Origin of the sequence: Psychrobacillus sp. AK 1817, assembly GCF_008807035.1 — a bacterium.
Lineage (GTDB): Bacteria > Bacillota > Bacilli > Bacillales_A > Planococcaceae > Psychrobacillus > Psychrobacillus faecigallinarum.
This window is the reverse complement of the sequence record NZ_CP031739.1, coordinates 3,255,725-3,270,440: the sequence shown is the minus strand read 5'-3', so window position 1 is coordinate 3,270,440 and position 14,716 is coordinate 3,255,725. Positions and strand designations below refer to the sequence as shown.

At 38.6% G+C, this 14,716-nt stretch carries 12 protein-coding genes; 2 read left to right on the top strand and 10 right to left on the bottom strand.

The features are described 5' to 3' along the window. Nucleotides 1-20: 20 nt before the first annotated feature. Nucleotides 21-1,337, top strand: coding sequence for a TrkH family potassium uptake protein (locus tag D0S48_RS16305; RefSeq protein ID WP_151112741.1), 1,317 nt, complete (start codon nucleotides 21-23; stop codon nucleotides 1,335-1,337). A gap of 158 nt (nucleotides 1,338-1,495) precedes the next feature. Here D0S48_RS16305 and D0S48_RS16300 read toward each other — a convergent pair whose 3' ends face one another. After that, nucleotides 1,496-2,125, bottom strand: coding sequence for a Type 1 glutamine amidotransferase-like domain-containing protein (locus tag D0S48_RS16300; protein WP_191963821.1), 630 nt, complete (start codon nucleotides 2,123-2,125; stop codon nucleotides 1,496-1,498). Between the two features lie 210 nt (nucleotides 2,126-2,335). Here D0S48_RS16300 and D0S48_RS16295 point away from each other — a divergent pair, with 210 nt between their 5' ends. After that, nucleotides 2,336-2,803 (top strand): hypothetical protein, encoded by a 468-nt coding sequence (locus D0S48_RS16295; protein WP_151112738.1) that lies wholly within the window; start codon nucleotides 2,336-2,338, stop codon nucleotides 2,801-2,803. Between the two features lie 713 nt (nucleotides 2,804-3,516). On the opposite strand, the gene gatB is transcribed toward D0S48_RS16295, so the two are convergent. The 9 genes from gatB to D0S48_RS16250 form a co-directional block, all read right to left on the bottom strand. Then, nucleotides 3,517-4,947, bottom strand: coding sequence for an Asp-tRNA(Asn)/Glu-tRNA(Gln) amidotransferase subunit GatB (gatB, locus tag D0S48_RS16290; RefSeq protein WP_151112736.1), 1,431 nt, complete (start codon nucleotides 4,945-4,947; stop codon nucleotides 3,517-3,519). Further along, the gene (gene gatA / locus D0S48_RS16285; protein WP_151112734.1) at nucleotides 4,947-6,413 is read right to left on the bottom strand and encodes an Asp-tRNA(Asn)/Glu-tRNA(Gln) amidotransferase subunit GatA; all 1,467 of its coding nucleotides are present in this window, start codon (nucleotides 6,411-6,413) and stop codon (nucleotides 4,947-4,949) included. Before gatA ends, gatB begins: the two co-directional genes overlap by 1 nt. A gap of 22 nt (nucleotides 6,414-6,435) precedes the next feature. Next, complete coding sequence (gatC, locus tag D0S48_RS16280) at nucleotides 6,436-6,726, bottom strand: Asp-tRNA(Asn)/Glu-tRNA(Gln) amidotransferase subunit GatC (RefSeq protein WP_144541628.1); 291 nt, start codon at nucleotides 6,724-6,726, stop codon at nucleotides 6,436-6,438. Nucleotides 6,727-6,807: 81 nt separating this feature from the next. Further along, entirely contained in the window at nucleotides 6,808-7,944 is a 1,137-nt protein-coding gene (locus tag D0S48_RS16275; protein ID WP_151112732.1) for a CamS family sex pheromone protein, read from the bottom strand. A gap of 14 nt (nucleotides 7,945-7,958) precedes the next feature. Then, the gene (gene ligA / locus D0S48_RS16270; RefSeq protein ID WP_151112730.1) at nucleotides 7,959-9,959 is read right to left on the bottom strand and encodes an NAD-dependent DNA ligase LigA; all 2,001 of its coding nucleotides are present in this window, start codon (nucleotides 9,957-9,959) and stop codon (nucleotides 7,959-7,961) included. 22 nt (nucleotides 9,960-9,981) lie between these two features. Beyond that, nucleotides 9,982-12,210: a DNA helicase PcrA gene (gene pcrA, locus D0S48_RS16265; RefSeq protein WP_151112728.1), complete on the bottom strand. Its 2,229-nt coding sequence runs from the start codon at nucleotides 12,208-12,210 to the stop codon at nucleotides 9,982-9,984. Between the two features lie 67 nt (nucleotides 12,211-12,277). Then, nucleotides 12,278-12,958: a heptaprenylglyceryl phosphate synthase gene (locus D0S48_RS16260; RefSeq protein ID WP_151112726.1), complete on the bottom strand. Its 681-nt coding sequence runs from the start codon at nucleotides 12,956-12,958 to the stop codon at nucleotides 12,278-12,280. A gap of 342 nt (nucleotides 12,959-13,300) precedes the next feature. Beyond that, a complete protein-coding gene (locus D0S48_RS16255; RefSeq protein WP_144541618.1) occupies nucleotides 13,301-13,621 on the bottom strand; it encodes a YerC/YecD family TrpR-related protein in 321 nt (106 codons plus the stop codon). Nucleotides 13,622-13,646: 25 nt separating this feature from the next. After that, nucleotides 13,647-14,705: a DUF3048 domain-containing protein gene (locus D0S48_RS16250; protein ID WP_151112724.1), complete on the bottom strand. Its 1,059-nt coding sequence runs from the start codon at nucleotides 14,703-14,705 to the stop codon at nucleotides 13,647-13,649. Between the last annotated feature and the right edge of the window lie 11 nt (nucleotides 14,706-14,716).

Sequence of the window (14,716 nt, the reverse complement as noted above, 5' to 3'; positions counted from 1 at the left end):
CCATTAAAAGGAAGTGCCACATGGGAAAGAAGCTCTCTTTTTCACCGCCAGTTCTTATTGCTGGTAGTTTTGCTTGTTTAATATTTATCGGAACAATTATGATAAAGCTGCCTATAGCGACGACAACGTATATCTCATGGGTAGACGCTCTCTTTTTGGTAACTTCTGCTACCACTGTTACAGGTCTTAGCGTTTTTGATCCTGGTAGTACTCTTACGCTTTTCGGGGAAATAGTTTTACTTATTTTGATACAATGTGGCGGTATCGGTTTAATGACATTTGCTGTCGCTATACTTATTCTTCTCCGAAAGAAAATTGGTCTACAGCAACGAATTTATTTGCAGGAATCCTTTAACCAGCCCTCTATCGGAGGTATCGTCAAGCTAGTTAAACATATTCTCCTGTTTGTTGTTTGTATCGAGTCTGTGGCTATTATTCTTTTAACGATCCATTGGATTCCGAAGTATGGCTTCGTCGATGCAATCTATTATAGCTTTTTTCATGTAATTTCCGCCTTTAATAACGCAGGCTTCTCTTTGTTTTCAGATAACCTAATGGACTTTACAAACGACCCTATAGTAGTGTTACTTATCACGAGCCTTATAATCATTGGAGGTATTGGGTTTGTAGTAGTAATTGATGTATTACGTAAAAACAGCTTTCGAGTATGGTCACTCCATACTAAGCTGATGATTATAGGGACACTATGTATAAATACTTTTGCAACTCTAGTTCTATTAATCTTAGAATTTAATAATAACGATACAATCGGTGAAATGAGTTTACTAGAGAAGATTATGACCTCTTATTTTAATGCAGTAACTCCGAGAACTGCCGGCTTTAATATGGTCGATTATGGCCTAATGGAGGACCCTTCTCTATTATTTACAATGCTTTTGATGTTCATTGGTGCAGGTAGTGCCTCCACTGCTTCCGGTATTAAGCTAACGACCTTTATTGTCATTATAGCTGCAACAATTGCATTTTTCCGTCAACAGGAGGAGCCTGTGCTGTTTAAAAGGTCCATATCCAGAGAGATTATTATCCGTTCTCTTGTTATTTGTACCGTAAGCTTGGCAACAGTATTTATATTTGCTTTTGCATTAACCATAACGGAGCGCTTACCTTTACTTCCATTACTATTCGAAGTTTTCTCAGCTTTTGGAACGGTCGGAATCACAATGGGTGTCACCCCACAGCTATCAAATATAGGAGAATTCCTAATTTGTATATTGATGTTCTTAGGAAGGATTGGACCACTGACTTTATTCTTCATTTTGACTAAACCAAAAAAGGTAAAATATAAATTTCCAAATGATCAGATATTTACTGGGTGAGGAAAGCTAATGGCCCCTGTCAGATAGCAGGGGCTTTTCTATATTGATATTTTGGAATCTGTCGGTTTAGGGCAAATAATCGTTTCGCTTTACTGATATGCGAACTAACCAGCACTTTTTTCTTCACACAAAAAAACTGCCCTAGAAGACAGTTTCTCTTAAACAATGCTTTTATTCGAATTCTCAAAGGTAATGATATTATTTACTCTTGTGTCTATGTTTCCATCCTTATAAAAGATAGCACTACCATCTGGAAGAGCATAGATGGTTCTCCCTTTAGATAGAGTCAATAGCTCATCATCTGATTCTGGACGATAATGGACTTCTACACTAAAATCCACTAACCCTAATCCTTGTAATATTATTGTGTCAGGGTAATCTTCATCCTTTGTCAGTATGCAGTCAGTACAAAAAGCTAATGCACCTGCGCTATAGCCAATCATCAATCCTGGAAAGCTACTAATAGTTCCAGTCAGCTCTTTATCCAAGATAACCTGAAGCAATCTCTCTGGTTGTCCTCCTATAAAATAAAGAACGTCGTAAGCTTGAATCATCGTCACCATTTTTTCTTTTGATAACTCTTCATGCAATAAACCAAGTGTCACGTTAGGAATGCGAGCAAAAGCCTGTCTCATGCTTTCCATCCAGCTATCATATCTAGATTCGTCTGTTGCAAATGGTATAATCAAAACTTTTGCATTAGGATTAATTTTACACTCCAATTCTTCCAAAACATCATTAAGTTCACCCTTTAAAACATGTCCACCACCAATAAAAAAAAGCTCCATCCTCATCACCCTATCCCTCATAATTATCTCTCATCATAGCACCATTTGTTAGTAAATTAAATGTAAATTAGTTCTCCTCTATCTTTAAGGAATTTGAAAAATGGCTTTTCCTATATATTATCGTAAATGGATATTTAAGTTAAAATATAAAAGAAAGAATTATTTTGGACAATAGAAATAAAAATTGCTAATCAATATAGGGGGATACTAATGCGTAGTATTATTATCATTTTATTAGGTTTTGGACTAGTGTTAACCGGTTGCTCAAATGAAGAAAGTGTTACAGAAGTCAAAGCTTATATGGCAGAAGATATACCTTTGGAAGATGGATCAGGTAGAGTAACTATTGCCTTTGAGCAAATAATCGATGACAGTACTATTGAAGATGGAATTATTGATGTAATTGTATTAGTAAAAGGTTTAAAACCGACTGCAAACTATGAAATTTCACTTGGAGGAGATAATAGCGAAGGAGTTGTTTTTGGACCTAAAGAAAATGTAGAGGTACGATTTGGAACGATGGTTGGGGGAACTTTATTTCAACCTAATGAGCAAGGAGAACTATATGTTTCCATGAAGAACCCCTTAAGAATTATAAATGGCAAAGAAGTGCGAGTTTATGTCTCAGAAAATGGAAAAGAAGTTTTAAGCTCTCAACCTTTTATGGTGTCAAAATAGATATAACATTAGTGTAAAAAATTAGGAAATTCTTGTTGAAGTAACGTTTGCTTTATTAATAAAGACAAAAATAAGCTTATAAATAATACTCAACTTTTGATTGTAGCGGCAGACGACGACTCCTGCGGGAGCAGGGAGACAGATAAGCCATCGCATGCGACGGGGATGGCTTAGCACTCCCCCGCGGAAAGCGTCCGTCTAAAGCGGAAATCTACTATTTAATTGTTCTAGCTTTATGTAGTTAAATAGTTTTGTCCTATACGACTTCCCATTTATACATAACCGCTGATTGTAGCGGCAGACGGCGACTCCTGCGGGAGCAGGGAGACAGATAAGACATCCCATACGACGCGCATGCGACGGGGATGGCTTAGCGCTCCCCCGCGGAAAGCGTCCGTCTAAAGCGGAAATCTACTATTTAATTGTTCAAGCTTTATGTAGTTGGGTGAGTGTTGTCTATACGACTTCCCCATTTTTATACATAACCGCTGATTGTAGCGGCAGACGGCGACTCCTGCGGGAGCAGGGAGACAGATAAGACATCCCATACGACGCGCATGCGGCGGGGATGGCTTAGCGCTCCCCCCGCGGAAAGCGTCCGTCTAAAGCGGAAATCAACCATATATTATTGGCGTTTTTTTAACAAATTATATCTATAATTACTTATACTATACACAAAAAAGATGACCCCTTTAAGGAGTCATCTTCTTTTATTATCTTTTCACAATTTCTTCATTTAGGATTTTATTAACAAGAGGCGGGTTAGCTTGGCCTTTTGTTGCTTTCATAATTTGTCCTACTAAGAAACCAATTGCACGGTCTTTCCCGTTTTTAAAGTCTTCAATGGATTGTGGGTTAGCATCTAATGTAGCTGTAACAATTTCACGAAGAGCGCCTTCATCTGAAATTTGTACTAAGCCTTTAGCTTTTACTACTTCAGCAGCGTCTCCGCCATTTTCCGCCAGCTCTTTAAATACTTTCTTCGCAATTTTAGATGAAATTGTTCCATCTGAGATTAGCTTAATCATGCCAGCAAGATTAGAAGGAGTAAGCTTGATATCCTTCAATTCTTTTTGGTCGGCATTTAAGTAAGCAGATACCTCACCCATTAACCAGTTAGAAGCTAGCTTTGCATCTGCTCCTAGGGCAATAGTTTCCTCAAAGAAATCAGACATTTCTTTTGTTAAAGTAAGCACCATTGCATCATATGCAGGTAAGCCTAAATCTTCAATGTAACGTGCTTTACGAGCATCTGGAAGCTCAGGAATTTCAGAGCGAACTCTTTCTCTCCAAGCATCATCGATGACAATTTGTACTAAATCTGGCTCTGGGAAGTAACGGTAATCATCCGCGCCTTCTTTGACACGCATTAAAATTGTTTTACCAGTTGATTCGTCATAACGGCGAGTTTCTTGTGGAATAACTCCACCTGATAAAAGAACCTCAGCTTGTCGAACTTGTTCATGCTCAAGACCACGACGTACAAAGTTAAAGGAGTTTAAGTTTTTAAGCTCTGTTTTCGTACCGAATTTTTCTTGACCATATGGACGTAAGGAAATGTTCGCATCACAACGAAGTGATCCTTCTTCCATTTTACAGTCAGAAACTCCAGTGTATTGAATGATGGATTTAATCTTTTCTAGATAAGCATAAGCTTCTTCCGGCGTACGAATATCTGGCTCTGATACGATCTCAATCAAAGGAGTACCTTGTCGGTTAAAGTCTACAAGAGAGTATCCATTGCTTGTATGTGTAAGCTTACCAGCATCCTCTTCTAGGTGAAGACGAGTGATACCGATACGTTTCTTTTCGCCGCCTACTTCAATCTCTACCCAACCATTTTCACCGATCGGCTTGTCAAATTGAGAAATTTGGTAAGCCTTCGGATTATCAGGATAGAAATAGTTTTTACGGTCGAACTTCGTAATAGGAGCAATGTCCATATTAAGCGCAAGAGCGGCTCTCATTCCCCACTCTACTGCTGTTTTATTTACTACAGGTAATACCCCTGGATAACCAAGATCAATTACATGTGTGTTTGTATTTGGTTCTGCTCCAAAGTGAGCTGGTGCTGGTGAGAACATTTTAGAATCAGTTTTTAACTCTACATGAATCTCTAGTCCAATAATCGTTTCAAAATTCATTATTTTGCTCCCTCCCATATTTGCGGAGTTTGTTTATGGAAGCTTGTTGCTTGCTCATAAGCATGTGCCACACGATAAATTGTTGCTTCATCGAAGTATTTACCGATAATTTGTAAACCAAGTGGAAGACCGTCTGCAAATCCACATGGGATAGAGATTCCCGGTACACCTGCAAGGTTAACTGGAATTGTTAAAATATCGTTTGCATACATCGTTAATGGATCTTTTACATTTTCACCAATTTTGAAAGCTGGTGTTGGTGTAGTAGGCCCGATGATTACATCATATTTTTCAAACACATTGTCAAAATCTTTCTTGATCAATGTACGTACTTGCTGTGCTTTTCTATAATAAGCATCATAAGATCCAGCACTTAGCGAGTATGTTCCAAGCATAATTCTTCGTTTAACCTCGTCACCAAAGCCTTGTGCACGCGTTTCTTTATATAGCTCCATCAAGTTTTCTACATTGTCTGCACGGAAGCCATAACGAATGCCATCGAAGCGAGCCAAGTTAGATGAGGCTTCAGATGATGATAATAAGTAATAAGCTGCTAGTGCGTATTTAGAGTGTGGTAAGGATACTTCTTCCCACGTTGCTCCAAGAGATTCTAAAACCTTTAGTGCGTCAAGTACAGACTGTTTGGAAGCTTCTCCAACACCTTGTCCTAAATACTCTTTAGGTACAGCAATACGGAGTCCTTTAATATCACCTGTTAATGATTTAGTAAAGCTTGGTACGTCTACATTTGCAGAAGTAGAATCGTTTGCATCTAAGCCTGAAATAGCCTCTAGTAAGAAGGCATTGTCCGCTACATTACGAGTAACAGGTCCAATTTGGTCTAGAGAAGAAGCAAATGCTACTAATCCAAAACGTGAAACGCGACCATATGTAGGTTTCATCCCAACTACTCCACAGAAAGAAGCAGGCTGACGAATAGAACCACCAGTATCAGAACCTAATGAAAAAGGAACCTCACCAGCTGCAACTGCTGCAGCAGAGCCGCCTGACGAACCACCAGGTACATGATTTAAGTTCCATGGGTTACGTGTGTTTTTATAGGCAGAGTTTTCATTAGAAGAACCCATAGCGAATTCATCCATATTTAGCTTACCAATAGTAATTAGACCTGCATCACGCAATTTATGTACAACAGTTGCATCATAAATAGGGTTAAAGCCTTCTAAAATTTTGCTGGCACATGTTGTTTCAATGCCTTCAGTTACAATATTGTCCTTAACTCCGATTGGCAATCCGAAAAGGGGGCCTCTTTCCTCGAAAGGAACTTGATCCATTTCTTTTGCTTGAGCAGTAGCTTGCTCTTCATTTAACGCTAGAAAAGCTTGAACTTCTCCGTCTACTTTATCAATTCTTTTATAGGATTCAGCAGTTAGCTCTTGAATAGATACTTCTTTCTTTTTGATAAGATCTTGAAGCTCTGCTGCTGAATGTTTGAATAATGTCATCAGATGCCCTCCTTACTTTTTCTTATTCTATAATAGTTGGTACTTTAACTTGTCCTGCTTCTTCTTCTTTTACGTTTTTCATCATTTTTTCACGATCTAATCCAGGTACAGATTTGTCATCACGAAGAACATTCACTAATGGTAATACGTGAGTAGTTGGAGCGACATCAGTAGTGTCTAACTCATTAAGCTCGTCCGCAAATTTTGTAATTGCAGCTAGTTGATCTGCAAACATTTCTGCCTCTTCTTCTGTAATTGCAAGTCTAGCTAAATGTGCAACATGCTTTACTTCTTCTTTTGAAATATTCGCCAATTTTTACACCTCCGAATTCAATAACCATAACAACAATCATATCATTTTTCGCACTAGTTGAACAGAGTACGATTGGTTTCATTACTGGTTATAAATATGAACAAATGCGTCCTCTTTTCCAGCTTCTTTTACTAATAATGCCTCAGCCCCATCTAGAGAGGTCACTTGAATTTCTACACTCATCTCGGCAGGGAAATGGTTTTTCATTAATACAGCGAGTTGCTGGGTAAAGCCTATTACCTCTGCAGTGCCGTAAAATTGTATAGGTATTTCAATCGTAAGCTTTTGAAGCTGTTGATCTCTAAAGTAGCCTCTTCCGATAACGCTAGTATAGTTTGAGAAGTATATTCCTACATCTTGCTTAAAGTTGCTAAATATTGTATTTAAGTCACGATATTTTTTTTCGGCATCAGTGGATGGGAACATAATATACTCTTCATCGACCGGCTTCCAATCTGATAAATTAGCTCCTTTTGATGCTACACTATATTGGAAGTAGGAGCCTGGTACTATAGCATTGCGGCTATTTTGTTCAAATAACCCTACAACAATAGGTACTTCCTCTAATCCTTCTATTTGCCTCATACGATTGACAATTTCAGCTGCAATTCTTTCACCGTTTTTCTTAATCTCTTCCTGTGTTAGAGGTTGTTCAAACGTTGCTCCATATTGTTCTTTTTGATAGTAGTATATAGAGTTTAACGAAACTCCTACTGAGACTCCAGCCAGCCTTGCCTTTTTATCAACTACTTCTAGATAGTTTTGCTCCACAATATGAGTCACATAAACGGGAGCCTTTAATGCTTTCTCTTCTCCAGTAAGCCCCTCATCACTTGGATTTAACCCATCCTTTGTTTGACTGTTTCTTGCCAGCCAGGAGGATATTGTTTTTTTATCTAAATATTGTCCCTCTTGGAATAAATACTTGTCTGGAGAAAACTCTGTTTGAGAAATTCTAAAGAGGCCTAATTCGACTTCTTTCATATCATATTTCGTATAAAGATTGGAGACAACCAAGCCCCTGCTAGCGCTCTCCTTATATGGAAAAAGAGTGCGGTAATATGTTTCATCTAGCTGGAGACTTGGAATAATAACAGTCTCACCTTCTTCTTCCTCCGTATTTTGTATAACTTCCGTTTTATCTTTTTGATTAGGAGTACATCCAGTTACGATTAGCAATAAAATCAATATAGACATACCTAAATATTTTTTTGCCATGCTTAGAACTCCTTTTATTCCTCTAAATTATTGAGCAGCTTTTGCTCATCCCATACTTCAATACCTAGGCTAATAGCTTTTTCAAGCTTAGATCCGGCATCTTCACCTGCAATGACTAAATCCGTTTTTTTACTGACACTTCCAGCTACATTGCCACCTAATGATTCAATTTTTTCCTTTGCATCGGGGCGTGTCAGCTGTGTTAGTTTACCAGTTAAAACTACTGTTTTGCCTGCAAAAGGACTGTTTTCCATTGTCGAAGCATCAATAATTTTACCTGTGTACTTCATATCAAGGCCAGATTCTTTTAAGCGACCAATCAGTTGCTGAACCTCTTCTTGCTCAAAATAAGTTACTAGAGAATCAGCCATCTTTTCTCCAATTTCATGTATAGCAGTTATTTCTTCTCTAGATGCCTGCATGAGCGCATCGAAGTTGTGGAATTTCTCTGATAGAATTTTGGCAGCCTTTTCACCAATATGACGGATCCCTAAACCAAATAACACTCTTTCCATAGAATTAGATTTGGAAGCACTTATCGCTTCTACCAAATTCGTAGCAGATTTCAATCCCATTCGCTCTAGCTTGACTAAATCATCTACAGTCAGCTTATATAAATCGGAGATGTCTTGGACAAGTTTCTCTCTGTACAGTTGTTCTACGACCTTCCCACCTAGCCCTTCAATATTCATCGCATTACGAGAGGCAAAATGGTAAATTCCCTCACGAATTTGAGCTGGACATTGCGGATTGACACATCTTAGTGCAACCTCTTCCTCTATTCGTATTAACTCACTTTCACAGACAGGACAATGAGTCGGCATTTCATAAGGAGGTAAGTCTTCTTTTCTTTCTTGTAGGATGACTTCTACGACCTCTGGAATAATGTCACCAGCTTTTCTTATAATAACGCGGTCTCCAATACGAATATCCTTTTCACGGATTAAATCCTCGTTGTGTAAAGAAGCTCTTTGCACGGTAGTACCCGCTACCTGAGCAGGTTCTAATAATGCGGTCGGGGTCACAACACCGGTTCGTCCTACTGTTAGGTCGATACCAATAATAGTTGTCACTACTTCCTCTGCCGGAAATTTATAGGCTATGGCAAAGCGGGGACTCTTTGCTGTAAAGCCAAGCTCCTCCTGCTGAGAATAATTGTTCACCTTAATAACTATTCCATCTATTTCATAAGGAATATCATTTCTTTTTGTCGTCCATTCCTCTATAAATGCCATAACCTCTTCTATTGAGCGACATTCTCGAGTTTCGTTATTAGTAGGTAAGCCTACCTCTTTCATAAATTTCAAGGCTTCTGAGTGGGTATCGATATTAAACTCTTCCCCATCTCCCCCCATTCCATAGATGAACATTGAAAGATTCCTACTTGCAGCCATTTTAGGGTCTAGCTGTCGCAAAGATCCAGCTGCAGCATTTCTTGGATTGGCAAATAGTTCCTCGCCTTTCTCAGCTCGTTGTTCATTTAGCTTAAGGAAGGATGACTTAGGCATATACGCCTCTCCCCTAGCCTCTAGGGTTACATTTTCCTTTAGTCGCAAAGGGACTGCACGAATGGTTTTAATATTGCTTGTAATATCCTCACCTGTAGTTCCATCTCCACGAGTTGCACCACGCACTAGTCGGCCATCCTCATATAGAAGCGAAACTGCCAACCCGTCTATTTTCAGTTCGCATACATAGACAGGGGTCTCATCAATAATATTTCGAATACGCTTGTCAAAGTCTCTAATATCCTCTTCATTGAATGCGTTGGACAGACTTAGCATTGGATTAGCATGGGTAACTTTCTTAAACCCTTCACTTACCGTTGAGCCTACTCGTTGAGTAGGAGAATCTGGGAAGATTAAATCAGGATTTTCCTCCTCTAAAGCGATTAACTCATGTAAGAATTGATCGTAAACTGCATCAGGAACGGTGGGCTTATCTAACACATAATAAGCATATCCATATTCATGCAATATTTTGTGCAGCTCTTTCACTCTTTCTAATTTATCCATGAACTTTCCTCCGCTAAGAAAATTATACTTTTTCGATTGGTGCAAATTTAGCCAGTAGTCGTTTTATACCCGTTGGACTAGGGAAAGCGATATCTAACTCTGTATTCTCACCTTCGCCACGAACGCTTACTACCATACCTTCTCCCCATTTTTTATGAGAAGCCTTGTCGCCAACCTGCCAGCCTAAACGCTCACCACCAGTGGACTGGTATGCTGGTCTTGAAACAGCAGCTCTTGGTACTGGTGCAATTACCTTCGTATCTCTGCTTTTGTTTTTACGGATATCTCGAGACCATCCAACAACCTCAATAATCTCATCCGATATTTCCGAGATAAAGCGAGAAGGGCTGTTAAAGCTACCTCGCCCAAATATTGTACGAGATTGTGCACAAGTGATATAAAGTCTTTCCTCTGCTCGGGTAATTCCAACATAAGCTAAACGACGCTCTTCCTCCATCTCATCATCGTCTCCGATTGAGCGAGCATGAGGGAAAATATTCTCTTCCATTCCAATGATGAATACTACCGGGAACTCCAAGCCTTTAGCAGCATGCATCGTCATTAGGATAATGTTCCCCTGTGACATGTCCTCATCTTCGTCCAGTTTGTCGATATCTGAAACTAACGCTAAATCTGTTAAGAATGCAACAAGTGACTTATCGTCACTATTTTCTTCGAATGCTTTCGTAACAGATAAAAACTCTTCGATATTCTCTAATCGACTTTCTGCTTCAATCGTTTTCTCGTTTTTAAGCATAGTTTTATAACCAGTTTTCTCTAACACCTGCTCCACGATTTCAGTTACTGATAGGAACTCCTGCATTTGTGTCAGGTTTTGAATAAGTCCATGGAACTTAACGACCGAGTTTACAGCTCTAGCTGGTAATCCTATAAAATCTACTTCGTTTAACGCATCTAATATAGAGCGATCCTGTTCAATAGCGTATCTCGCAATACGATCAAAGGAAGTAGCTCCTATATTTCTCTTCGGCTCATTAATGATTCGTGCAAGTGACAAGTCATCGTCATTATTGGCGATCAAGCGAAGATAAGCTAATAAGTCTTTAATCTCTTTTCGATCATAGAACTTAGTACCGCCAACTATTGTATAGGCCATATTCGATTTTACAAGCACTTCCTCCATTACACGTGATTGTGCGTTCGTGCGATATAAGATGGCAAAATCGTTTAACGTCCTATTTTCGGTTTCAATCAGCTCTTGAACTTTTTGTACTACATACTGGGCTTCCTGTTGTTCATCATTGGCGCGGAATAGTTCAATTTTTTCGCCCTCAAGATTTTCTGTGCGTAACACTTTAGGGTAACGACTTTGGTTATTACCAATGACGTCATTTGCAGCCTTCAAGATTCGTTGGGAGGAACGATAATTTTGCTCCAGCATAATCACTTTTGCATTCGGATAATCCTTTTCAAAGGAAAGGATATTTTGAATATCCGCTCCACGCCAGCGATAGATGGACTGATCCGAGTCGCCTACAACACAAATATTTTTAAATTTCTTAGCAAGCATTTGAACCAGTTCGTATTGCGCTTTGTTCGTATCTTGATATTCATCTACATGGATGTACTGAAATTTATTTTGATAAAATTCCAAAACATCTGGTACTCGCTTAAATAACGTTAGAGTAGTCATGATTAAATCATCAAAGTCTAAGGATTGGTTTTTTCTCAGGCGTTTTTCATAACCCTCGTAAACCTTTGCAACCGTCTTTTCAAAAGGATTAGATTCATTCATTTGTGATTTATAAGTATCCGAATCGATACATATATTTTTGGCGCTGCTTATCGCATTCAGCATAGAACGAGGATCGTATTGCTTAGTATCAATATTTAGCTCTTTTAAAATACCTTTAATAACCGTTAGCTGATCGGAAGTATCTAAAATAGAGAAACTTTTAGAATAACCAATTCGATCAATATCTCTTCTTAGAATTCGCACACACATTGAGTGGAAAGTGGAAACCCACATTCTCTCTCCAGTGCCCTCTCCTAAAATAGTATTTATACGTTCGCGCATTTCACGTGCCGCTTTGTTTGTAAACGTTATGGCCAAAATTTTAGAAGGGTATACTTCCTTTTCTACTATCAAGTAAGCAATACGATGGGTGAGCACTCTTGTTTTACCTGATCCTGCCCCAGCCATGATTAGTAATGGACCCTCGGTTGCTTTGACTGCCTCTTCTTGCTCTTTATTCATCCCGTTTAATAGGTTTTTTGCTATAAGTTCCATACTACACTTCCTCTACAAGAACATTTGTTCCTTATATTATACCGTTGGCTATGCATTTACTCAATTATCATTTAACAGCATTCACCGTTTTTAATGCTTCATTTAAATTTTCATATACTTGGTTTCCGACAATAATGGTATCTGCATGGGCTGCCATTTCACGAGCTTGTGCTTCTGTTTTAATGCCCCCACCATAAAAAAGCTGTGTCTGTTTCAAGCCTGATTTTACCTTTGCCACGGCTTGAACTTCTCCGTACATCCCACTGTATTCCATGTAGAAAACAGGGAATTTAAACATATGCTCCACCATTTGTGCATAGGCAATTATATCATCGATTGAATTGACTGGCTCTGCATGTGTCAGCTCTGCAGCCTTACAATCAGGATTTAAAATACAATAACCTTCTGGGATTATTTCTTCCCAATTCATAACCTCACCAAATTCCTTTGTTGCCTTATGATGCAGATCCTTCACCCATTTGGTATCCGTGCTATTTAGAACACTAGGAATAAAATAAAAGTCAAACCCAGGTGTAATGCTGTCAATTGTAGAAACTTCCAATGCCACAGGAACTGCGTATCTCCGAATTCTCATTAAAAGATCTATCACATTATCTAAGGTAACCCCATCAGAGCCCCCAATAATAATAGCATCGGTTCCCGACTCACAAACCTTCTCCAACGCATCAGCAGCAATTTCTTTGGCAGGGTCTAGCTTAAATATATGTCGCCATTCTTTATAATCCATTTTTTCACCTACATATAGTTGTTTATTAACATTAACCCATTATACCAAAAAACCGAACAGACATCGCTGTTCAGCCCATAATGATTCTAAATTTGTAATAAATAATATCTAATTGATCCCTTCAATATTTTTCTAATAATTACGCAGCTTATAGGTGTTAGCTTTAAATCGTTTTTTTACACTCACTTAGATCCCCACATAAACAAAACTAGCTGTCACAAAAGGATGCCGGTTAACTATTATAAAGTTAAAAAGCTAAAGGCAAGAATGACTGTTTTACCAGCATTCTTGCCTTTTCATATTAAATAGCAATAAAGGCTTATGTACGTTTCCTTTTCACTACTACTCTTTTCTATTTATGACAGGTGCTTCGTCTGGATAGAGTCTGCCTAACATTTCATCGTATGCATCGTTTCCATAATCATATGCACGTCTCACTCGTGAAATAGTAGCTGTGCTTGCTCCAGTTTCTTTTTTTATAGATTCATAAGTTTTTTTGAGGCGAAGCAAATGTGCTACTTCAAATCGTTGAGCAAGTGACTGAATCTCGCTAATTGTGCATAGATCATCAAAGAAGCGATAGCACTCATCTATATCCTTCAATTCTAAAATAGCATTAAATAATTGGTCTGTTTGTTTACCTTTAATTTTATCAATCTGCATATAGTTCATTCCTTTCATCGTTTACTTATGGCAAATACTTTACCATGCTTTCTATCCCTGGATTAGTAGGAACAATGCTAATCCAAGTTTTGCCTTGCACCAGCTTGACCGGTACGCCATTTTCCATCGGAACTAATATTCCGTCTACGTTTTTCCACTCTATTTCCTTCATAATACCAGCTTGGAAAAGATATGCTTTTCCTCCATCAGCTAAGGATAGCTTCTGACGACCAGCATTATCAATGGTTTTATGTGGTATTTCCATAAATATTAGATTAGCAAGCTTCACTGGAGTCTGCTTTTCTTTGTCAATTGTCAAAATACCTGCAGATTTTCTTTCGTAAATACCTTGCTCTTGCACATAATTATATTCATTCTCAAAGCTTGTTCCAGAACCATAACGAACGCTAACATTAGAAGCTGGACTACCTAGTTTTGCTCCTTCAGCTGTTTCATAAAATGAAAAAGTAGGAATTTTATTTATTTCCATAGAAGCTCCTACTCGATCTGCTCCTGCAAAAATATTTTCACTAGAAATATAGGAATTATGGGGTGCCTTTCTTTCACTAGAACGCTTAAAGAATATCCCATCATATTGCATACCATTTATATTATCTACTACTCTTGCATTTAACATTTTTTGAGCATCAGGACTATAGCCGTGAGCTACGTAAAAAGCATCTAATCCTTTAGCTATCTCCACAAAGTAATCTCTCGCACTTCGAACTGGTCCTATATTATCAGGGACCTCACTTTGGAAAACAGCCAAAAAACGGGTTACATTCCCTTCTGCCATCACTTCATAAATCATGTCCGCCTGAGAAATTCCGGATTGTGGGCGAGCTTGCGGATGATTATTAATCGTTACCATGACAGGTCTTTGTTTAAGCTCCACTTCAGAGCCTATACCTGTAAAAGGAGCAACAAACGGAAGAGGAACTGGCTCCTCTTCTATCACTTCCTCTACAACATCTTCTATGTCTTCTCCTGTGTCTTCAGCGACAGCTTCTTCAATGCCAGCATCTTTTGAACAACCTGCTAGCAACAAGCAAACAACAGCAATGATTCCCCATTTTTTGAACACTTTCTCGAATC